The 21,205-nt window shown below is 70.9% G+C and carries 14 protein-coding genes and 1 pseudogene; 14 read left to right on the top strand and 1 reads right to left on the bottom strand.

Annotated features, from left to right (window positions below):
- Positions 1–4: 4 nt before the first annotated feature.
- The 5 genes from H1D24_RS04325 (at position 5) to H1D24_RS04305 (ending at position 3,022) form a co-directional block, all read left to right on the top strand.
- Positions 5–841, top strand: a complete 837-nt coding sequence (locus H1D24_RS04325) for a type II secretion system F family protein (protein ID WP_181656394.1) — start codon at positions 5–7, stop codon at positions 839–841.
- Positions 838–1,611, top strand: a complete 774-nt coding sequence (locus H1D24_RS04320; RefSeq protein ID WP_181656016.1) for a type II secretion system F family protein — start codon at positions 838–840, stop codon at positions 1,609–1,611. Before H1D24_RS04325 ends, H1D24_RS04320 begins: the two co-directional genes overlap by 4 nt.
- 97 nt (positions 1,612–1,708) lie before the next feature.
- On the top strand, positions 1,709–1,930 hold the full coding sequence (locus tag H1D24_RS04315; protein ID WP_181656015.1) for a DUF4244 domain-containing protein: 222 nt from the start codon (positions 1,709–1,711) through the stop codon (positions 1,928–1,930).
- Between the two features lie 187 nt (positions 1,931–2,117).
- Positions 2,118–2,489 carry a TadE family type IV pilus minor pilin gene (locus H1D24_RS04310; protein WP_309484196.1) on the top strand — a complete coding sequence of 124 codons (372 nt, stop codon included), beginning with the start codon at positions 2,118–2,120 and terminating at the stop codon, positions 2,487–2,489.
- Positions 2,486–3,022, top strand: a complete 537-nt coding sequence (locus tag H1D24_RS04305) for an Rv3654c family TadE-like protein (RefSeq protein ID WP_181656014.1) — start codon at positions 2,486–2,488, stop codon at positions 3,020–3,022. The genes H1D24_RS04310 and H1D24_RS04305 overlap by 4 nt, the downstream gene beginning before the upstream one ends.
- Here H1D24_RS04305 and sftH read toward each other — a convergent pair.
- Positions 2,959–5,477 (bottom strand): annotated as a pseudogene (gene sftH / locus H1D24_RS04300) (DNA 3'-5' helicase SftH). The gene H1D24_RS04305 and the pseudogene sftH sit on opposite strands and share 64 nt — an antisense overlap.
- Before the next feature lie 81 nt (positions 5,478–5,558).
- Here sftH and bldG point away from each other — a divergent pair.
- The 9 genes from bldG (at position 5,559) to tmk (ending at position 21,157) form a co-directional block, all read left to right on the top strand.
- Positions 5,559–5,900, top strand: a complete 342-nt coding sequence (bldG, locus tag H1D24_RS04295) for an anti-sigma factor antagonist BldG (RefSeq protein WP_010986038.1) — start codon at positions 5,559–5,561, stop codon at positions 5,898–5,900.
- A gap of 101 nt (positions 5,901–6,001) precedes the next feature.
- A complete protein-coding gene (locus H1D24_RS04290) occupies positions 6,002–6,439 on the top strand; it encodes an ATP-binding protein (protein ID WP_181656013.1) in 438 nt (145 codons plus the stop codon).
- Between the two features lie 290 nt (positions 6,440–6,729).
- A complete protein-coding gene (locus H1D24_RS04285) occupies positions 6,730–9,135 on the top strand; it encodes a sodium-translocating pyrophosphatase (RefSeq protein WP_181656012.1) in 2,406 nt (801 codons plus the stop codon).
- Between the two features lie 193 nt (positions 9,136–9,328).
- Positions 9,329–9,910, top strand: a complete 582-nt coding sequence (locus tag H1D24_RS04280) for a small secreted protein (RefSeq protein WP_181656011.1) — start codon at positions 9,329–9,331, stop codon at positions 9,908–9,910.
- A 227-nt stretch (positions 9,911–10,137) separates the two neighbouring features.
- On the top strand, positions 10,138–11,709 hold the full coding sequence (locus H1D24_RS04275) for a DUF7059 domain-containing protein (protein WP_181656010.1): 1,572 nt from the start codon (positions 10,138–10,140) through the stop codon (positions 11,707–11,709).
- 191 nt (positions 11,710–11,900) lie between these two features.
- The gene (locus H1D24_RS04270) at positions 11,901–14,159 is read left to right on the top strand and encodes a serine/threonine-protein kinase (protein ID WP_181656009.1); all 2,259 of its coding nucleotides are present in this window, start codon (positions 11,901–11,903) and stop codon (positions 14,157–14,159) included.
- A gap of 309 nt (positions 14,160–14,468) precedes the next feature.
- Positions 14,469–14,666, top strand: coding sequence for a hypothetical protein (locus H1D24_RS04265; RefSeq protein WP_181656008.1), 198 nt, complete (start codon positions 14,469–14,471; stop codon positions 14,664–14,666).
- Between the two features lie 229 nt (positions 14,667–14,895).
- Positions 14,896–17,763: a type I DNA topoisomerase gene (topA, locus tag H1D24_RS04260; protein WP_181656007.1), complete on the top strand. Its 2,868-nt coding sequence runs from the start codon at positions 14,896–14,898 to the stop codon at positions 17,761–17,763.
- A gap of 190 nt (positions 17,764–17,953) precedes the next feature.
- A complete protein-coding gene (gene tmk, locus H1D24_RS04255) occupies positions 17,954–21,157 on the top strand; it encodes a dTMP kinase (protein WP_181656006.1) in 3,204 nt (1,067 codons plus the stop codon).
- Positions 21,158–21,205: the final 48 nt, after the last annotated feature.

Here is a 21,205-nt window from a genome sequence, read left to right as displayed (position 1 = left end):
GCCGATGTGCGCGGCGATGGTGTGCGCGGGAGCGGCGGCTTGGGTGATGGCCGGGCGTGACCGAGTGGTGCGACGTGCTCGGCGGCTGCTGGCGGAGGGTGGGGCCACAGGACCCGTCCGGTCGCCATGGGGTTGGGCGAGGGCCTGGTGCCGCGCTCGGCTGCGGCCCGAATGGTGGTGCCTTATGGCCGGGGTGACCGTCGCGCTCATCGGGGAGTCCTTGGTGCCGCTTGTCGTGGGGTCAGTGGGTGTGCCCCTTGCCGGGCGGGCGCTGCGTGCCCGTACGGCACGGCAGCTGAGCGAGAAGCGGACCGATGCGGTGATCGCGCTGTGCGGAGCGCTCGCCGGAGAAGTGCGCGCGGGGCGGCAGCCCGCCGAGGCGCTGCTCGTGGCGGCCCGCGATTCCGGTGGGCTCGGCGGGGCCCGGGCGGCAGTGGTAGCAGCAGCCCGGTTCGGCGGGGACGTTCCGGGGGCCCTGGGGGAGTCCGCACGGGAGCCGGGGGCCGAAGGTCTGCGAGGGCTCGCGGCGTGCTGGCGGGTCGCCGTGGACAGAGGGGCCGGCCTCGCCGCCGGGCTGGAGCGGCTGGAGAGCGCACTCCGTGCGGAGCGCGATCAAAGGGCGGACCTGCGAGCTCAATTGGCGGGAGCTCGCTCAACGGCCGTACTGCTCGCGGCGCTTCCCCTCCTTGGCCTGCTTCTCGGGACGGCACTGGGCGCCGACCCGCTGCGGGTGCTGCTGCACACCGGGCCGGGGCTCGGCTGCCTGCTCGTGGGCGGAGCGCTGGAGGGGGCGGGGTCGTGGTGGGCACTGAGGATCGTACGAGGGGCGGAGCGGCAGTGAACGTTGTCCACAGGCTGGGGGTGGCGGTGTGCATCGCGGTGACTGTGCTGTGGCTGGTGCACCTACTGAGTTCCCGGCGGCGTGAACGGACGCTGCGGCGCCGGCTGAGTGCACTGCTGGACACGGTGCGCCGGGCGGCTCCTGCCAGAGAAGCGCGAGTGCGGCATGCGGTACGGAGATGGGCGCCGGTGGTGGGCGCGGCGTGTGCCGGATATGCGCTGGTGGGAGGTGTTGTGGGATGCCTCGTCGGGGCGGTCGCCGGGTACGGCGCCTTGCGCTGGCGACGGACAGGTGCGCCGGCACCGGACGTCGATGCGGATGCCGCGGCACGGCAACTGCCGCTCGCCGCCGATCTGCTGGCGGCATGCATCGCGGCTGGCGCCGACCCCGTCAGGGCCGCGCAGGCGGTTGGCGGATCGCTGGGCGGTCCGGTGGGCGAGCGGCTGGCGTGGGGCGCGGCCGAGGTGCGGCTCGGCGGCGAACCTGCCGAGGCATGGCGGCGGCTGGCCGCGATACCGGGGGCCGAGGCGCTGGCCCGCCTGCTGGAGCGGGCCGGAGAGTCGGGTGCACCGGCGGCCGCGCCGGTCGCACGGCTGGCCACGGAGGCCAGGGCCGAGTGGGGGCGTACGGCCATGGCGAAGGCGCGCCGCGCCGGGGTGCTGATCACTGCTCCCGTCGGGCTGTGCTTTCTGCCTGCGTTCATCGCCGTCGGGATCGTCCCGGTGCTGATCGGGCTGGCGGATGGCGTGCTGGGCGGGGGTGGTGGCTGAGAGGGGCGTGAGTCCGGGCACCGGACCGTAAAAGCAGGGTCCGTCGAACGAGCGGGCCACGAGTACCGAATTCCATTGGATCTTTCTGGGGGTTGAGATGTGTGAAGTGATGCGGGCACGCGTGCGTGGCCTGTTGCGCAAGGTTCGTACGGCGTCCGCGGAGCGGCCGAGGGACGCGGGGATGGTCACCTCTGAGTACGCGATGGGCCTGATCGCGGCAGTGGGGTTCGCCTCCCTGCTCTACAAGGTGCTGACGAGTGGGCAGGTGATGGCCGCGCTGCAGGGCATCGTGGAGAAGGCGCTCGATGTCCAGTTCTGAGGCGTGGCCGACAAAGGATCAGGATCAGCCGCATGCGGCCAGGGATCAGCCGCATGCGGCCGGCGACGAGACGCACGCGGGCAGGAGTGAGATGCGTGCGGGCGAGGGTGTGACGCATGCGGGCGGGCCTGAGATCCATGCGGGCGATGTGATGCATGCAGGTGGGGGCGAGAGGGATGTGACCGCTGTGAGGCGCTCGGTCCGGCGGCCTCGGGACCAGGGCTTCGCGACGGCCGAGGCGGCGGTGGTGCTTCCCTCTCTGGTGCTGTTCGCGATGGGACTGGTCTGGGCGCTGCTGGCCGCGTCCGCCCAGATCCAGTGTGTGGACGCCGCGCGGGCCGGGGCTCGTGCCGCCGCCCGCCAGGATCCGGAGAAGGTCGCTGTGGCGGCGGCGGAGCAGGCCGCACCGGACGGGGCACGGGTCACCGTGCGGCGGGACGGTGACCTGGTCCGGGTGGAGGTCACAGCGGACTCACCGGGCCTCGGGGCGCTGTCCCTGCGCCTGCGGCACGAGGCCGTGGCGCTGGCGGAGGAGACGGTGGGGATGAGTGGCGGATGAGGCGCTCCCGGTACAGGCGCCGGTGCGAGTGGCACGGCTGGACAACCCGCTGGTCGCAGGCTCGCGCGTCGGACCGGGGCTCCGCCACCGTCTGGGTCGTCGGGGCGGTCGCGGTGCTGTGCCTGGTGTTCGGCGCCGTGCTGACCATGGGCCAGGCCGTGATCGCTCGTCATGAGGCGGGTGGAGCAGCCGACCTTGCCGCACTTGCGGCGGCGGACCACTGGATGGAGGGGAGTACGCCCGCGTGCGCCCGGGCGGAACGGGTGGCACAGGCACAGGGCGCTCGGCTCGTGCGATGCACTGTCTCTGGCGAGATCTCGGACGTGACGGCGGCGGCCGGCCTCGGTCCGTGGACGGCGGAGGTCAGATCACGGGCGGGACCGGCGGGACCGGTTGCTCCGGGACCGCCGCCCCCGGCCTCCGAGCAGGCTTCACTCCCGGTGGCGGGGTCGGGCCCGGAGGCGGAGGCTCAGGTCTCGGTGCGCTCCGCGGCCTTCGCAGGACCGGGTGCCTCGTTCTCGGGAGCCCCTTGAAGCAGCACCGTCAGGAGGCGCACGGCTCCGCGCTTGTGCAAGGGATCGTTGCCGTTGCCGCACTTCGGGGACTGGATGCACGACGGGCAGCCCGCGTCGCACTCGCAGGATGCGATGGCCTGGCGGGTGGCGGTGAGCCACTCCCGAGCGGTGTGGAAGGCGCGCTCCGCGAAGCCGGCGCCGCCCGGGTGGCCGTCGTAAACGAAAACGGTGGGGAGCAGGGTGTCCGGGTGCAGCGGGATGGAGACGCCGCCGATGTCCCAGCGGTCGCAGGTCGCGAAGAGCGGCAGCATGCCGATCGACGCGTGTTCCGCGGCGTGGAGGGCACCGCCGAGCTGGTCGGGGTTGACCCTCGCGGCGTCGACCTGGTCCTCGGTGACTGTCCACCACACGGCGCGCGTGCGGAGCGTACGAGGAGGGAGGTCGAGCCTTGTCTCGCCCAGCACCTCGCCTGTGATGAGTTTGCGACGCAGAAAGGAGACGACCTGGTTGGTGACTTCGACGGAGCCGTAGCACAGACGTGCCTCGCCCCACGGGACCTCGACGTCGGTCTCCAGTACGGAGATCGAGGTGGTGTCGCGGGCCACAGTCGAATAGGGCGGATCTGCCTCCTCGACCAGGGCGACCGAGTCCTCCAGGTCCAGTTGCCGCACCAGATACGTACGGCCCTGGTGCAGGTGGACCGCACCGTCGTGGACGGTGGCGTGCGCGGCGGAGGCGTCGACGGTGCCGAGCAGCCGGCCGGTCTCCGCCTCCACGATCTGCACCGGACGGCCGCCCCCGCCGCGGATGTCGGTCAGGTCCGCGGCCCGTTCCCTGCGGGTCCAGTGCCAGGCCTTGGCACGGCGGCGCAGCAGCTTCGCGGCCTCCAGCTGCGGCAGCAGATCGGCGGTGGCCGGACCGAAGAGGGGAAGGTCGTCGTCTGTGAGGGGAAGCTCGGCGGCCGCGGCGCACAGGTGCGGGGCAAGGACGTACGGGTTGTCCGGGTCCAGGACCGTGGACTCCACCGGTTTCTGGAACAGGGCCTCGGGGTGGTGGACGAGATAGGTGTCCAGCGGGTCGTCCCGGGCGACAAGCACCGCCAGTGCGCCCTGCCCGGAGCGACCGGCGCGGCCTGCCTGCTGCCACAGCGAGGCTCGCGTCCCCGGATAGCCGGCGATGAGGACGGCGTCCAGCCCGGAGACGTCGACTCCGAGCTCGAGGGCGGTGGTGGCGGCCAGACCGAGGAGGTCCCCGGAGTGGAGGGCGCGCTCCAGGGCGCGGCGCTCCTCGGGCAGGTAGCCGCCCCGGTAGGCCGCAACGCGCTGGGCGAGTGAGCGGTCGCCGGGGGTCTCGGCTGCTGACGTCAGTGCGGCCAGCCGCTCCTGGGCGATCACGGAGATCAGCTCGGCCCCCCGGCGGGACCGTACGAAGGCGACCGTGCGCACGCCCTGCGTGACCAGGTCGGTCAGGAGGTCGGCGGTCTCGGCAGTGGCCGTGCGTCGCACGGGCGCGCCCTTCTCGCCGTGGAGCTGGGTGAGCGGTGGCTCCCAGAGGGCGAAGACGAGCTCTCCGCGAGGAGAGGCGTCGTCGGCGATCTCGCGTACGGGGAGTCCGGTGAGGCGCTGGGCGGCCACCGCGGGTTCGGCGGCGGTGGCGGAGGCCATGAGGAACACCGGTTCGGAGCCGTAGCGGGCGCACAGGCGGCGCAGGCGGCGCACAACCTGGGCGACGTGGGAGCCGAAGACACCGCGGTAGGTGTGGCACTCGTCGATGACGACATAGCGCAGGGCACGCAGGAAGGAGGACCAGCGGGGGTGGGACGGGAGTATGCCGCGGTGCAGCATGTCGGGGTTGGTCAGGACGTAGTTGGCGTACTGGCGCACCCACTCGCGCTCCTCGACGGGGGTGTCGCCGTCGTAGGCCGCCGGCCGTACGGCGTTGCCCAGGGGGCGGGCGAGATCCTTCACGGCCCGGCACTGGTCGGCCGCGAGCGCCTTCGTGGGGGCGAGGTAGAGGGCAGTCGCGCCCCGCCCGTTGGGTGCGTCGGAGCCGTCGAGCAGGGTGCTGAGGACCGGCACGAGATAGGCGAGCGACTTGCCGGACGCGGTGCCGGTGGAGACGACCACGGACTCGCCGTCCAGGGCGTACTCCGCGGCGAGTGCCTGGTGGGACCAGGGGTGCTCGATACCGGCGGCCTGTACGGCCGCGATGACCTCGGGGCGGATGCGGTCCGGCCAGACGGCATGGTGTCCCGCTCTCGGGGGCAAGTGCTCCGTATGAGTGATACGGGAAGCGCGGCTCGGGCCCGGGGCGAGCCGGTCCAGGACAGCACGAGGGGAGGGGCGCACCGTGGTGTCCCCCGTGCGTCGATCCGATCGGTGATTGTTGGCCATCGGCATCGAGTGTGTCACTGGCGTGACGGACAATGGCCTAAGGCGTCGTGCACGCCTGCCGGTAAGTGATTGAATGCCATCGCGGCTGGCGATCCGTCCCGGGGGCTCAAGCCGAGGTGTCCCTAGGGACGACCGCTCGATAGCAAGGTGCTGGAGGATCCGTGGACCTGTCCCTGTCGACCCGTACCGTCGGCGATCGTACGGTCGTCGAGGTCGGTGGCGAAATTGATGTATATACCGCGCCCAAGCTGCGCGAGCAGCTGGTCGAGCTGGTGAACGACGGCAATTTCCACCTCGTCGTCGACATGGAGGGCGTGGACTTCCTCGACTCCACCGGGCTCGGCGTGCTGGTGGGCGGACTCAAGCGGGTGCGTGCCCATGAGGGCTCGCTGCGCCTGGTCTGCAACCAGGAGCGCATTCTGAAGATCTTCCGGATCACCGGCCTGACGAAGGTGTTCCCGATCCACACCTCGGTTGAGGAAGCGGTCGCGGCCACCGACTGAGCCGGTCTCCCCGGGCTCCGAACCGGGGTGCCACAAGTAGGGAGACCGGGCCGCTGTGGCCCGGTCTCCCGAGAGCACGCCCATACGTCCGAGGGGGATGCATGGCCACCGTTGAACTCCGCTTCAGCGCGCTACCCGAGCATGTCAGGACCGCCCGACTGGTGGCGGCAGCAGTTGCGCGCAGGGCTGGGGTGGACGAGGCCGTTCTCGACGAGGTCAGGCTCGCTGTCGGCGAGGCCTGCAGCCGGGCCGTCGGGCTGCACCAGAGCGGCGGCGTCACCGCGCCGGTGCGGGTGGTGCTGACCGAGGAGGAGAAGCAGTTCTCCATCGAGGTCGGCGACGAGGTGCCGCATGCGGCTGCTTCTCACGGCGCGCCGGGCGCGGACGGTGTGGCAGCCGACGAGCTCGAGCCGGAAGAGGACGAGATGGGCCTCGCCGTCATCAGTGGTCTCGTGGACGATGTCGAGGTGAGGGCCGACGAGCACGGCGGCCTCATCCGCATGAGCTGGCCGACCGCGTCGGCGGCGGTGCTGCCGTGATCGCGTGCGCGGGTCGCTGACCCATCGACCCGCGCCTGGCGACGCACGCATGTTCTGATCTTTTTCTCTTTCGGGCCCTGTTGAACAGGGCTTTTTTCATTTACCTAGATCATTCATCTGGTGTCAACGCTTTCAAGGCATTACTCCTTTTGGATGCCGCCGGCGTTGAGGGATCATTTGCTGAAGAGCACATGAAGTCCGATTCCGTTTGTCGCGCTCTGTTTTGATCAGGGCCTGCTACCTACAATCCGTCCACATCTTGAGCTCAGCCCAAGCGTCAAGGAGGACGAATGGCGGGGCTTTCTACCCCTCATCAGCTGGACCATCCCTCAACCTTCGCAGCCGCAGTTCTGACCGACGACAACCGCCTCATCGTGACCGTCATCGCGGCCGTCGCGCTCGCGGCTCTGGTGGTCGCCGGAGTGCTGGTGCGCCAGGTGCTCGCGGCAGGCGAGGGCACCGACAGCATGAAGAAGATCGCGGCGGCGGTGCAGGAAGGCGCGAATGCCTATCTGGCCCGGCAACTGCGCACTCTCGCGGTATTCGCCGTCGTGGTGTTCTTCCTGCTCATGCTGCTGCCCGCGGACGACTGGAATCAGCGCGCCGGACGCTCGGTGTTCTTCCTGATCGGCGCGGCATTCTCGGCGGCCACCGGCTATATCGGCATGTGGCTCGCCGTACGGAGCAATGTGCGTGTGGCAGCCGCCGCGCGCGAAGCGACTCCCGCAGAAGGAGAACCCGAAAAGGATCTGACGGCCGTCTCGCACAAGGCCATGAAGATCGCGTTCCGTACAGGCGGCGTCGTCGGCATGTTCACGGTGGGGCTCGGTCTGCTCGGAGCCTCCTGTGTGGTGCTCGTGTATGCGGCCGATGCGCCGAAGGTCCTTGAGGGCTTCGGTCTCGGCGCCGCTCTGATCGCGATGTTCATGCGCGTCGGCGGCGGCATCTTCACCAAGGCCGCCGACGTCGGCGCCGACCTGGTCGGCAAGGTCGAGAAGGGCATTCCGGAGGACGACCCGCGTAATGCCGCGACCATCGCCGACAATGTGGGCGACAACGTCGGCGACTGCGCAGGTATGGCCGCGGACCTCTTCGAGTCGTACGCCGTGACACTGGTCGCCGCGCTGATCCTCGGCAAGGCGGCCTTCGGCGACGCAGGTCTCGCCTTCCCGCTGATCGTTCCCGCGATCGGCGTCGTGACGGCGATGATCGGCATCTTCGCTGTGGCGCCCCGCCGTGCGGACCGCAGCGGCATGTCCGCGATCAACCGCGGTTTCTTCATCTCCGCGCTGATCTCGCTAGCGCTGGTGGCCGCCGCGGTCTTCGTCTACCTGCCGTCTTCGTACGCCGACCTGAAGGGCGTCACCGACGCGGTGATCCAGGCCAAGAGCGGTGACCCCCGGATCCTCGCGCTGGTCGCCGTGGCGATCGGCATCGTCCTGGCCGCGCTGATCCAGCAGCTCACCGGCTACTTCACCGAGACCACCCGGCGACCCGTGCGGGACATCGGCAAGACCTCCCTCACCGGCCCGGCCACCGTCGTCCTCGCCGGTATCTCCGTGGGTCTCGAATCGGCGGTCTACACCGCACTGCTGATCGGCCTTGGCGTGTACGGGGCATTCCTGCTCGGCGGTACGTCGATCATGCTGGCGCTCTTCGCGGTGGCGCTGGCCGGTACCGGTCTGCTCACCACGGTCGGCGTGATCGTCGCCATGGACACCTTCGGTCCGGTCTCCGACAACGCGCAGGGCATCGCCGAGATGTCCGGTGACGTCACGGGCTCGGGCGCTCAGGTGCTCACCGACCTGGATGCCGTGGGCAACACCACGAAGGCCATCACCAAGGGCATCGCCATCGCCACGGCCGTCCTCGCGGCGTCGGCGCTCTTCGGCTCGTACCGGGACGCCATCGTCACGGCCGCACAGGAGGTCGGCGAGAGCGTCACCGGCAGGGACGCGCCGATGAACCTGCTGATGGACATCTCGCAGCCCAACAACCTGGTCGGTCTGATCGCCGGTGCGGCCGTCGTCTTCCTCTTCTCCGGTCTCGCCATCAACGCGGTGTCGCGTTCGGCGGGCGCGGTGGTCTACGAGGTGCGGCGGCAGTTCCGCGAGCACCCCGGGATCATGGACTACACCGAGAAGCCGGAGTACGGGCGCGTGGTCGACATCTGCACCAAGGATGCGCTGCGCGAGCTCGCGACGCCGGGTCTGCTCGCTGTGATGGCGCCGATCGCGATCGGGTTCACGCTCGGTGTCGGTGCGCTCGGTGCGTATCTCGCGGGTGCGATCGGCACGGGCACGCTGATGGCGGTCTTCCTCGCCAACTCCGGGGGCGCCTGGGACAACGCGAAGAAGCTCGTCGAGGACGGTCACCACGGTGGCAAGGGCAGTGAGGCCCATGCCGCGACGGTGATCGGCGACACGGTCGGCGACCCCTTCAAGGACACCGCGGGACCGGCGATCAACCCGCTGCTGAAGGTGATGAACCTGGTGGCGCTCCTCATCGCGCCAGCGGTAGTCAAATTCAACTACGGCGACGATGCCAGTGTCGGTATCCGTATCCTGATCGCGGCGCTGGCCATCGTGGTCATCGTCGGCGCGGTGTACGTCTCCAAGCGGCGCGGCATCGCTGTGAGTGACGAAGACAACGCCGAGCGGACGTCCAAGCCGGCCGACCCGGCGGTGGTTTCCTGACCCTTGGTCAGAAGGCCTGGTCAGACAGGGCTCGACGGGCGGGCGTGCGGCGCGCTACTGCGCGCTGCACGCCCGCTTTCGTGCACTCGTGAGCCTTCTCTCTCTTGGTGCAAATGGCTTCAATGGGGCCCATAGCGGACGTCCGGCATGCGATAGTCGCCCACTTGGCGTGTAAGTTCCGGGGCCGAGAGCCATGGAAGGGACCAATCCGGTGAACAAGAAGCTCGCGGCCGCACTGTCCGGCGGTGCGGTACTGGTACTGGCGCTGTCGGGATGCAGTGGCGACAGCAACGAGGAGCTGGACTCCTGGGCCAAGTCGGTCTGCGACGCGGTGAAGCCGCAGGCGAAGGCGATCGAGGACGCCAACGCCGCGATCCAGAAGCAGACCTCGGACAACAGCACGCCGGAGGACGTCCAGAAGACCGACTCCCAGGCCTTCCAGGACATGTCTGACGCGTACAAGTCGATCGGCTCCGCCGTGGACAAGGCCGGTGCGCCGCCGGTCGACGGCGGCGAGAAGAAGCAGCAGAACGCCGTCAAGGAGCTCAAGAGCATTTCCGCGGCGTACGCGGACCTGAAGAAGAAGGTCGACGACCTCAACACCGAGGACCAGGCGAAGTTCGCCGACGGTCTCAAGGACATCGCGACCGAGCTGGACAAGCTCAGCAAGAGCGGCAACGACGCGCTGGAGAAGCTCGAGGAGGGCGACGTCGGCGAGGCCATGCAGCGGCAGGCGAGCTGCAAGTCTGCCTCGCCGGCGGCTACGCAGGGGTGACGGGCGCCGCCCCTTGGGGGCGGCTTCCGGCCGGGCCCGCCCCGACGCCCGGGTGTTCGATTCGTACGTCGCCGAGGCGTCCGCCGTCGTGGTGCTGTGCCACCCTCCCCCAGCTACCGCTGGGGGGGTGCCCCCCCAGCCCTGGGGAACGCCTGCCCACAGCGGTGCGGACCTGCCTGCCCACAGCAAGGCAGGGCAGCGCGCCGTTCCGGGCTCTGGGCGACACAATGGGTCGCGTGAGTAGCGCCAGTCAGTCCTCCCTGTCCTCCCTGTCCTCCCTGCCCTCGTCCGGCCGGGCCGACGTCGCCGTCCGGCTGCGCGACGCCCTCCTGGCCGCCGACTTCACCGCCGACGGGCTTCTCGAACTGCTCGGCGCCCCCGCGTACGCGGCGCTGGCGCGCAGCGAGACCGTCCCCGCCCTGCGCGCCACCCGAGGGGACACCCCGCTGGAAGCGCTCGTACGACTCTTTCTGCTGCAGCAACCCGTGCCGCACGCACGCGTGGCGGACGTTCTGCCGGTCGAGGAGTGCCTCGACAGCGGGTGGCTGGTCCGCGCGGGCGGCGACGAGGTCGCGGCGACGGTGGATGTGCGGCCGTACGGCGGACCTGACGGCGAGGACTGGTTCATCGTCTCGGACCTCGGGTGCGCGGTCGGGGGTGCCGGAGGCAGCGGCAGCCAGGGCCGTCAGGCAGACACAGCCGTCGTGCTGGGGGTCGGCGGGGCGTCCACGACCCTGGCCGGGATCACGGTGCGCAGGCCCGTGGCATCGGCCCTGGACCTCGGCACAGGCTCAGGTATCCAGGCGCTGCACGCCGCCCAGCACGCGACCCGGGTGACCGCGACCGACCTCAACCCGCGCGCGCTGCACATCACGCGGCTCACGCTCGCGCTGTCCGGGGCCCCGGAAGCGGATCTGCGTCAGGGCTCGCTCTTCGAGCCAGTGGCCGACGAGACGTACGACCTGATCGTGTCCAACCCGCCGTTCGTGATCTCGCCCCTCTCTCGCGAAGGGTCTCGGCTCACCTACCGGGACGGCGGGATGGGCGGGGACGATCTGTGCCGGACGATCGTCCAGCAGGCGGGGGAGCGGCTGAACCAGGGCGGGTATGCGCAGTTCCTCGCCAACTGGCAGCACGTGGAGGGCGAGGAGTGGACCGACCGGCTGCGCTCCTGGGTGCCGCGCGGCTGCGACGCCTGGATCGTGCAGCGTGAGGTGCAGGACATCACGCAGTACGCGGAGCTGTGGCTGCGCGACGCGGGCGACCACCGTACGGACCCGGCCGAGTACGCCGCGCGGTACGACGCGTGGCTCGACGAGTTCGAGGCCCGCAAGACGAAGTCCATCGGGTTCGGATGGATCACGCTGCACAGGACGGACTCGGCGGAGCCCTCCGTCACGGTGGAGGAGTGGCCGCACCCGGTCGAACAGCCGCTCGGCGAGACCGTGCTCAGGCACTTCGAGCGCCAGGGCTTTCTGCGGACGCACGACGACGCGGCGCTGCTCACCTCGCACTTCGCGCTCGCTGCCGAGGTCGTGCAGGAGCAGGTCGGGCTGCCCGGAGCCGAGGACCCCGAGCATGTGGTGCTGCGTCAGCACCGTGGGATGCGCCGGGCGACAAAGGTCGACACGGTCGGCGCCGGATTCGCGGGCGTGTGCGACGGCACGCTCAGCGCCGGACGGATCCTCGACGCGATCGCCCAACTGGTCGGCGAGGACCCTGTGTTGCTGCGCGACCGGACGCCCGCTCAGATCCGGTTGCTGATCGAGCAGGGCTTCCTGGAGCCGACGGTTTCGTAGGTGTTCCTCTGCGCGTCCCCGCCATAGCGCGCTGTTGCCCGTGGGGTCGGACAAGGCTACTGGCGCTCAAGGGGCCGATATGAGGGGATTGATCCGCAAAAGGCCTCCTGTCAGTGGTGTCTGCGAAGCTACCTTCGAGAGACCAGCTTCACGCGTCCTCGGGGGAGGCGCGCTGTCTCGGGGGAGGCGCCATGGCGGGGGAGACGCCGGATCACGGTGAAGGCAGGGTCATCAACGGTCGTTACCGGCTGTTGAGGACGCTGGGCGCGGGCGGCATGGGGCGCGTCTGGCTCGCGTACGACGAGGAGTTGGCCTGCGAGGTCTCCATGAAGGAGATCGCCATGCCGGATGGGCCGATGGACGCCTCGGAGCCCGCGCAGCGTATTGCGCGGGCGCGCAGCGAGGCCCGGCACGCGGCGCGGCTGCGGGGCCATCCGCATGTGGCGACGGTGCACGACGTGCTGCTGCACGAGGGGCTGCCGTGGATCGTCATGGAGTACGTGCCGGACGCGGTCGATCTCCAGGCCCTCGTGCGCCGGTCGGGGCCGCGGTCGCCCGAGCAGACGGCCCGGATCGGGCTCGCGGTGCTGGACGCGCTCACCGCCGGGCACCGCATCGGCATCCTGCACCGGGATGTGAAACCGGCCAACATCCTTCTGGCGCCGGACGCTTCGGGTGATCCACACGCGCGCGTGCTGCTCACGGACTACGGCATCGCGCTGCAGCCGGAGTCGAGGGAGCCCCGGCTGACCTCGACCGCGGGGATCCTCGGAACTCCCGGTTTTCTGGCACCCGAGCGGGCCCGAGGCGAGCCGCCGACGCCCGCGGCCGACCTCTTCTCACTGGGCGCCACGCTGTACCAGGCCGTGGAGGGCCGAGGCCCCTTCGACCGCAGCGACGAGTACTCGACGCTGACCGCCCTGCTCACCGAGGACCCCAACCCGCCGCAACGAGCCGGTGAACTCGCTCCCGTGCTGCACGGGTTGCTCATCAAGGACCCGGTGCGGCGGTCGGCGCCCGAGGCCGTGGCCCGTGGTCTGGAACGGGTCGTTCAGGGGCCGTCGGATGGTTTCTTCGGGCCTCCGCCGGTGGTCACGCCGGTGCCGGGGCCGGCGTCCGGACCGGGCGGATGGGCATCCGGATCGACGCCGGACGGCTCCGGCCATCCGGCAGGGCACGCGTCGGGGTACGGATCCGGACCGGGAACTCCGGTTACGCCTGGGGTCGTGGGCGCCGGCACTCCGCATACGCCGCAGTCCGCCCAGGCCCCGCACACACCGCAGACCCCGGCGTCCGGACCGAGCACACCGGCCGGATCGCAGGTGGGAACGCCCCTGGGCACACCGTTCGGCTCACCGGCGCTCGCACAGGGCGGTGCCCCCGGGTACGACGGATGGAACCCCTACGCGGTCGGGTCCGGGGCCTCCGGCCCGACACATTCCGGTTCCGGTTCTCCTTATTCAGGGGCTCCGGGAGCTCAGTTCGGAGGGCCCGGACAGACCGGTGGTCCGGGCGGTCCGGGGCCGGGCGGGCCAGATGGGCCGCGTCGCCGACCGCCCGCCGCGGCCCTCGTGGCGATCGTGGTCGCCGTGGTGCTCGCCGTCGGCGGCGGCACCTGGGCCGCGGTCTCGCTCGCGGGAGACGGGAGCGGCGACGGCAAGAAGAACTCGGCCGGTAGGAAGTCGGCGTCACCAACTGCCACGCCATCGCCGACACCGACAGGCCCCGTTTACCCGTACGGAGAAAAGGCGGGACTGACCAAGCGGTTGCAGGTCGGAGACTGCGTGAACGCTGTCTGGTCGGGCGAGCCGTTCAAGTCCGTGCCCAACCTCGGCGTCGTCGACTGCGCGGAGGACGTTCCTGACGGGCAGGTCGTGGCCGTCGACATATCCAAGGACTACGACGAGGCCGTCAACGAGGGCGCGAGGCGCTGCGATCAGCAGACCGAGGAGATAGCGACGGCCCTCCCCGACGCGGGCTCCTACGCCCTGACGCCGGCGAAGGACCGGTTCCAGGCGAGCGGTGGCGGTACGCCATGTCTCGTACTGGGGCGCCACGTCCCGATCGGTGGCGAGGTGGGGAACTTCCGCGACTCGGGCACGGACCTGTGGGTCAGCCAGATGAGCATCGGCGACTGCTGGAACTACATCGAGGAGAAGGACACCTACCGGGCGCCGCTCGTCGACTGCGCCAAGCCGCACACCGACCAGGTCATCGGGATGGTCCCGGCCCCGGAGAACATGGCGCACAAGAAGGCTCTCGACAACGCGAACAAGCTCTGCAAGAACACATTCGAGTCGACCTGGGCGTCCGGCGCCGAGCTCGTCGTGTACGGCTGGATCGCAGGCGAGGACGACTGGGAGGAGGGGTTCACGAAGGTCGTGTGCACGGTAGGCAGGGCCGACGGCGAAAAGACGAGCGGGAAGATACCGGCGCCGGGCTCGGCCTGAGCCGGCCTGACGCGGCCTGAGCCGGCTGGGAGCGGTGTGGGCAGGCCGGGCACGGTCTGGGGTCTGAGAGGGCCGGGCTCGGCGTGGGCCGCAGGCGGTCTCCCGCTCACCGACTGCAGGCCTCCCGCTCACCGACTGCTGGCAACCTGGCGGGTGCGCGCGGCGCCTCCGAGTGCGCGCCGCGATGCCTTCTGCCGTTCACCTCGGGTTCGTGCCGGGGCTTCCCGGCTGTGCCAGCCTGCCGCCCGGACCTGGTGGGTCCGGGGCAGCTCCTGGGGAGCCAACGAGCAGCGGCGGAGGGCAGAGCGCATGGAGAGCGGGCCGGCGATCTTCGCAGGGACGGTGTTCGTGCTGTTCGGAGCCGCCCTCCTGGTCTGGACCGGGGCGCGGGTGCTGCATCGGGCACCCGTGGCACAGGGTGTGAACCCGGTCGCATCTGCGACGCTTGCGACCGTCGCCGGAGCAGGCGCGCTGCTGCTCGGGATCTGGTGCTTCGCAGGGCTGTGACGTCGGCGGCGGCCATGTCGCCGGGCACCGCGCCGCTCGGTGCGCGGGTCTGCCCGAAAAGACCAGGTCGCCACTCCGTGCGGCAGGAATACCGGTACTCGGGTTACCGTTCGAGTGGCCGTTGTGGGCTTTTCCCGTTTGACACGGGGGCGGGATGTACCGTCACACTCCGCAGCGTCACCCTACGTACCGCACAGTCATCGAGTGCCGACCGGAGAGAAGAGCGAAGTTGTCCCCGACCAGCGAGACCGCACAGGGCGGCCGCCGACTCGTCATCGTCGAGTCGCCTGCCAAGGCGAAGACGATCAAGGGCTACCTCGGCCCCGGCTACACCGTCGAGGCGAGCGTCGGGCACATCCGCGACCTTCCGAACGGTGCCGCGGAGGTGCCGGAGAAGTACACCGGCGAGGTGCGCCGCCTCGGCGTGGATGTCGAACACGACTTCCAGCCGATCTATGTCGTGAACGCCGACAAGAAGGCCCAGGTCAAGAAGCTCAAGGACCTGCTCCGCGACTCCGACGAGCTCTTCCTCGCCACCGATGAGGACCGCGAGGGCGAGGCGATCGCCTGGCATCTCCTCGAGGTGCTGAAGCCGAAGGTCCCGGTCCACCGGATGGTCTTCCACGAGATCACCAAGGACGCGATCCGCGAGGCCGTCGAGAACCCGCGCGACCTGAACAAGCGCATGGTCGACGCCCAGGAGACCCGCCGCATCCTCGACCGCCTCTACGGCTACGAGGTATCGCCGGTCCTGTGGAAGAAGGTCATGCCGCGACTGTCGGCGGGCCGTGTCCAGTCCGTCGCGACCAGGCTGGTCGTCGAGCGGGAGCGCGAGCGCATCGCCTTCCGTTCCGCCGAGTACTGGGACCTGACCGGCATCTTCGCGACCGGCCGCCCCGGCGACTCGTCGGACCCGTCGTCGCTGGTCGCACGTCTGAACACGGTCGACGGCAAGCGCGTCGCTCAGGGCCGTGACTTCGACTCGCTCGGGCAGCTGAAGTCCGACACGCTTCACCTCGACGAGGCGAACGCCCGTGCGCTGGCCGCAGCGCTGGAGAACACGCAGTTCTCGGTGCGCGCGGTCGAGTCCAAGCCGTACCGCCGCTCGCCGTACGCGCCGTTCCGCACCACGACCCTCCAGCAGGAGGCGAGCCGCAAGCTCGGCTTCGGCGCGAAGGCCACGATGCAGGTCGCGCAGAAGCTGTACGAGAACGGCTACATCACGTACATGCGTACGGACTCCACGACGCTGTCGGACACGGCTGTCGCCGCCGCCCGCGCGCAGGTCACGCAGCTGTACGGCGCCGACTACCTGCCGGCCCAGCCGCGCACGTACGCCGGAAAGGTCAAGAACGCGCAGGAGGCGCACGAGGCGATCCGCCCCTCGGGCGATCGTTTCCGCACCCCCGCCGAGACGGGTCTGACCGGCGACCAGTTCAAGCTCTACGAGCTGATCTGGAAGCGGACCGTCGCGTCCCAGATGAAGGACGCCGTCGGAAACAGCGTGACGGTGAAGATCGGCGGCCGGGCGAGCGACGGCCGGAACGCCGAGTTCACCGCGTCCGGCAAGACGATCACCTTCCACGGCTTCCTCAAGGCGTACGTCGAGGGCGCCGACGACCCGAACGCCGAGCTCGACGACCGCGAGCGCAGGCTGCCGCAGGTCACCGAGGGTGACGCGCTGTCCGCCGAGGAGATCACGGTCGACGGCCACGCGACCAAGCCGCCGGCCCGCTACACCGAGGCCAGCCTGGTCAAGGAGCTGGAAGAGCGCGAGATCGGCCGCCCGTCGACGTACGCGTCGATCATCGGCACGATCCTCGACCGGGGCTACGTCTTCAAGAAGGGCACCGCGCTTGTCCCGTCCTTCCTGTCCTTCGCCGTGGTCAACCTGCTGGAGAAGCACTTCGGCCGGCTCGTCGACTACGACTTCACCGCCAGGATGGAGGACGACCTCGACCGCATCGCGCGCGGCGAGGCGCAGGCCGTGCCGTGGCTGAAGCGCTTCTACTTCGGCGAGGGCGAGGGCGAGGGCCATGGTGGCGCGGCGGACGCCGGTAACGGCGACGGCGACCACCTCGGCGGCCTCAAGGAGCTCGTCACCGACCTGGGCGCGATCGACGCCCGCGAGGTGTCGACGTTCCCCGTCGGAAACGACATCGTGCTGCGCGTCGGGCGCTACGGCCCGTACATCGAGCGGGGTGAGCGCGATGCCGAGGAGCACCAGCGGGCCGACGTCCCGGATGATCTCGCCCCGGACGAGCTGTCCGTCGAGTACGCCGAGGAGCTGCTGGCCAAGCCGAGCGGCGACTTCGAGCTGGGCAAGGACCCGGAGACGGGCCACCAGATCGTGGCGAAGGACGGGCGCTACGGTCCGTACGTCACCGAGGTGCTCCCCGAGGGCACCCCGAAGACCGGCAAGAACGCCGTCAAGCCGCGTACGGCCTCGCTCTTCAAGTCGATGTCCCTGGACACAGTGACGCTCGAGGACGCGCTCAGGCTGATGTCGCTGCCTCGCGTGGTCGGGACGGACGCCGAAGGCGTCGAGATCACCGCGCAGAACGGGCGCTACGGGCCGTACCTGAAGAAGGGCACGGACTCGCGCTCCCTGGAGAACGAGGAGCAGCTCTTCACGATCACGCTGGACGAGGCCCTCGCGATCTACGCCCAGCCCAAGCAGCGCGGGCGGGCCGCGGCCAAGCCGCCGCTGAAGGAGCTCGGCGAGGACCCGGTCAGCGGCAAGCCGGTGGTCGTCAAGGACGGCCGCTTCGGCCCCTACGTCACGGACAGCGAGACCAACGCGACCCTGCGGTCGGGCGACAGCGTCGAGACGATCACGCCGGAGCGCGGCTTCGAGCTGCTCGCCGAGAAGCGGGCGAAGGCCCCGGCCAAGAAGACCGCCAGGAAGGCGGCCGCGAAGAAGGCACCGGCGAAGAAGACGGCCGCCAAGAAGACGACGGCCGCCAAGAAGACCGCTGCGAAGAAGACGACGACGGCTGCCAAGACGACGGCCGCCAAGACGACGGCTGCGAAGAAGACCACGGCGAAGAAGACCACCGCCAAGAAGGCGACGGCTTCTTCGGCCGCGGACGACTGAGCAGCCGCAGACAACTGAGCAGCCGCAGACAACTGAGCAGCCGCGGACGACTGAGTAGCCGCACAGTACGGAACAGAGCAGTCGCCGGACCTGCGTGCTGACCTGCGACGCCCCGATGCCACCCGGCGCCGGGGCGTCAGTCTGTTCGGGTCCCCTCCGGGGAGTACTCGCGTCCGGATACCCTTGCAGGATGACGCGAGCCGAGCAGCCACCGGCCCAGAATCCGGCCCCTGACGACGCCCTGGTCGCAGATTCCCGAGAGCGCGCCGTCCGCGCACTGTTGCGCGGGCCGCAGTTGAAGCGGTTGTGGAGCGCCCAGCTCGTCGCCGGGATGGGGGACGTACTCGCCCTTCTCGTCCTCGTGCTGCTGGTGCTCCAGGCAGCGATTTCCGAGAGTTCGTTCGGAGGCGGCTACCGCGGCGTGGCGTTCGGAGTCGCCGCCGTCTTCGCGGCGCGGATCCTCGCGACCCTGCTGTTCGGGGCGGTCCTGCTCGGTCCGCTCACTTCGCTCACGTCCCCTGGCGGTCCCCTGGACCGCCGCTGGACCATGATCGGCTCGGACGGCGTGCGCGCCGCGCTGCTGATCGTCGCTCCGCTGTGGATCGACTGGACCCCGGACAACGCGTTCGCCCTCCTGCTCGTCACCGCCTTCGTGACCGGCGTCGCCGAACGCTTCTGGACGGTGTGCCGGGAGAGCGCGGCGCCCGCGCTGCTGCCCCCGCCGCCGCTCGAGGGCGCCGCGGTGCGACCGCTGCCGGACCACATGGACGCGCTGCGGCGGCTGTCGCTGCGTACCGGCTTCGTGGCGCTGCCGATCGCCGCCGCCGCGCTCGTCGTGGTCACGCTCGTCGGCAATCTGCTGGGCGCCGGCATCGCCTGGTTCGGGCAGCATCAGGCCGCCCTCGCCTCCTACGTGGCGGCGGGCCTGTTCGCCGCCTCGCTGTCAGTTCTGTACTTCCTCGAACTGCCCGACGCGCAGACGCCGCGCGCGCGTTCCCCGCTCGAGGGCCTGCGCCGCCCCAAGACGGGCTCCGGCGCCGACAAGGGACGTACGAAGGCGATCCCGCTGCTGGTGCTGGCCTGCGCCGCGGTCGCCACGGCCGTCGCGGCCGCGGTCGCCGTTGCGGTCCTGCACTCCAAGGACCTGGGCGGCGGCCCGGTGCTGTACGGGCTGCTGGTGCTCGCGCTGACCGGCGGCACCGTCGTCGGTATCCGTACGGCTCCGTCCGTCCTGCCGTCGCTGTCGCGCCGTCGGCTGCTGGCGCTCGCCGTGGCGCTCACCGGGGTGGCGCTGCTCGCCGCGGGTCTCGTGCCGGATGTGACGAGCGTGTGGCTGATCATGGTGATCGCGGGCGTCGCCGCGGGTGTCGCCGCGAATACCGGGCACACGCTGCTCGACCAGGAGACCGAGGAGTACCGGCGGGCGCGTACGACCGAGCATCTGCACGCGGTCGTACGGGTGTGCGTCGCGCTCGGCGTCGTGGCCGCGCCGGTGCTGGCGGCGGCGATCGGGCCGTACCGGCTGGCCGGCGGCAAGTTCGTGTTCGCACACGGCGGCGCGGCGTTCACGCTGATGCTCGTCGGGGCGCTGCTGCTGCCGGTGGCCGCGCTGGTGCTTTCGAAGACCGACGACCGGTCCGGGGTGCCGCTGAGGCACGATCTGCGGGACGCGGTGCGTGGCGGTGACCCCGCCCAGGCGCCCGCCGCTTCCGGCTTCTTCATCGCTCTGGAGGGCGGTGACGGCGCCGGGAAGTCGACGCAGGCCGAGGCGCTCGCGGAGTGGATCCGCGCGAAGGGCCACGAGGTCGTGGTCACGCGTGAGCCCGGCGCGACGCCGGTCGGCAAGCGGCTGCGGTCGATCCTGCTGGATGTGTCGTCCGCGGGTCTGTCGCACCGGGCGGAGGCCCTGCTGTACGCGGCCGACCGCGCCGAACACGTCGACACGGTCGTCAGGCCCGCCCTGGAGCGCGGCGCCGTCGTCATCTCCGACCGCTACATCGATTCTTCTGTGGCGTACCAGGGCGCCGGCCGTGATCTGTCGCCGACCGAGATCGCCCGTATCTCGCGCTGGGCTACGGATGGGCTCGTCCCGCATCTGACGGTCCTGCTGGACGTCTCGCCGGAGGCCGCGCGGGAGCGGTTCACGGAGGCGCCGGACCGTCTGGAGTCGGAGCCTGCCGAGTTCCACGCGCGCGTGCGGTCCGGTTTCCTGACGATGGCTGCCGCCGATCCGGGCCGCTACCTGGTCGTCGACGCGGCTCAGGAGCCGGAGGCGGTGACGACCGTGATCCGGCACCGGCTCGACGTGATGCTGCCGCTCTCCGCAGCCGAGGTGAAGGCCCAGGAGGAGGCCCGCAAGGCCGCCGAGGAGGAGGCGCGGCGGAAGGCCGAGGAGGAGGCCGCGCGCAAGGCGGAGGAGGAGCGCCTGGAGCGCGAGCGCCAGGAGCAGCTGGCGAAGCTCCGCGCCGAGGAAGAGGAGCGCAAGCGCCGCGAGGTCGAGGAGGCCCAGCGCCGCGAGGCCGAACGCCAGGCGGAGGAGGCCCGGCAGCGCGCCGAGGAGGCCCGCCGCCTCGCCGAGGAGGAGCGCGCCCGGCGGCAGGCCGAGGAGCAGGTACGGGCAGCCGAGCAGGAGCGTCTCCGCCGGCAGGCGGAGGAAGAGGCCCGGTTGCGCGCGGAGGCCGAGGCGCGGCGTATGGAGAAGCAGCGCAAGGCGGAAGAGGCGCTGCTGCGGGCCGAGGAGGCCCGGCGCCTGGCGGCGGAGGCGGCGGCTGCCTCGGCGGCGTCTGCGGCACAGTCGGCAGGCGGGGCCTCGGAGGCCACGGATACCTCCAGCGTCTCGCCCGACAACGAGCGGACGGTGCCCACCCCGATCGTGACGCCGACCAACGCCTCCGGCGGACCGGTGGACGAGACGGCGGTGCTGCCGCCGGTGCAGGCGCCGGGTGCCGGGGATGAGACGGCTGTGCTGCCTCCCGTGCAGCACGGTGGCGCTGCGACGGCCCGGCCCGGCCAGGACTGGACCGGCCAGGATGCGGAGGAGACCGCGGTGCTGCCGCAGCCGCCCGCGGCCCCCGCCGGGCCCGCAGGTGCGGCGGAGGAGACGGCTGTTCTGCCTCCGGTACGTGACGACCGGCAGGGCGAGGACCCCGCCGACCGGGTGCCGCCGGGCTACTTCCGCGATGAGCGCCAGGACGGGCCGCAGCCGGACGGTTCGACCGCCAGGACCCACGAGCTGCCCCGCGTCGATGCCGAGGGCCGCGCGCGCCGCCCCCGGTCCGACTGGGCGGAGGAGACTCCCCTGGACGACCTCCCGACCCTGGCGGACGAGCTGCTGGGACCGCAGGAGGACCAGGACGGGAACGACGGCGGGCGGTGGGGCAGGGGCCGCCGCTGACGCCTTCGGTCCCTTCCGCCCGGTCCGCCGGTCCGCGGTCCGCCGGTC

This window comes from Streptomyces himalayensis subsp. himalayensis (genome assembly GCF_013778455.1).
GTDB classification, from domain to species: domain Bacteria; phylum Actinomycetota; class Actinomycetes; order Streptomycetales; family Streptomycetaceae; genus Streptomyces; species Streptomyces himalayensis.
Note: the sequence above shows the minus strand (reverse complement) of the source record. Positions and strands in the feature narration are given on the sequence as shown.

Coding starts and splice junctions, on each gene's coding strand:
- H1D24_RS04325 (WP_181656394.1), top strand. CDS start 5: ATGTGCGCGGCGATGGTGTGCGCGGGAGCGGCGGCTTGGGTGATGGCC.
- H1D24_RS04315 (WP_181656015.1), top strand. CDS start 1,709: ATGTGTGAAGTGATGCGGGCACGCGTGCGTGGCCTGTTGCGCAAGGTT.
- H1D24_RS04305 (WP_181656014.1), top strand. CDS start 2,486: ATGAGGCGCTCCCGGTACAGGCGCCGGTGCGAGTGGCACGGCTGGACA.
- H1D24_RS04290 (WP_181656013.1), top strand. CDS start 6,002: ATGGCCACCGTTGAACTCCGCTTCAGCGCGCTACCCGAGCATGTCAGG.
- H1D24_RS04285 (WP_181656012.1), top strand. CDS start 6,730: ATGGCGGGGCTTTCTACCCCTCATCAGCTGGACCATCCCTCAACCTTC.
- H1D24_RS04280 (WP_181656011.1), top strand. CDS start 9,329: ATGGAAGGGACCAATCCGGTGAACAAGAAGCTCGCGGCCGCACTGTCC.
- H1D24_RS04275 (WP_181656010.1), top strand. CDS start 10,138: ATGGGTCGCGTGAGTAGCGCCAGTCAGTCCTCCCTGTCCTCCCTGTCC.
- H1D24_RS04270 (WP_181656009.1), top strand. CDS start 11,901: ATGGCGGGGGAGACGCCGGATCACGGTGAAGGCAGGGTCATCAACGGT.
- H1D24_RS04265 (WP_181656008.1), top strand. CDS start 14,469: ATGGAGAGCGGGCCGGCGATCTTCGCAGGGACGGTGTTCGTGCTGTTC.
- tmk (WP_181656006.1), top strand. CDS start 17,954: ATGACGCGAGCCGAGCAGCCACCGGCCCAGAATCCGGCCCCTGACGAC.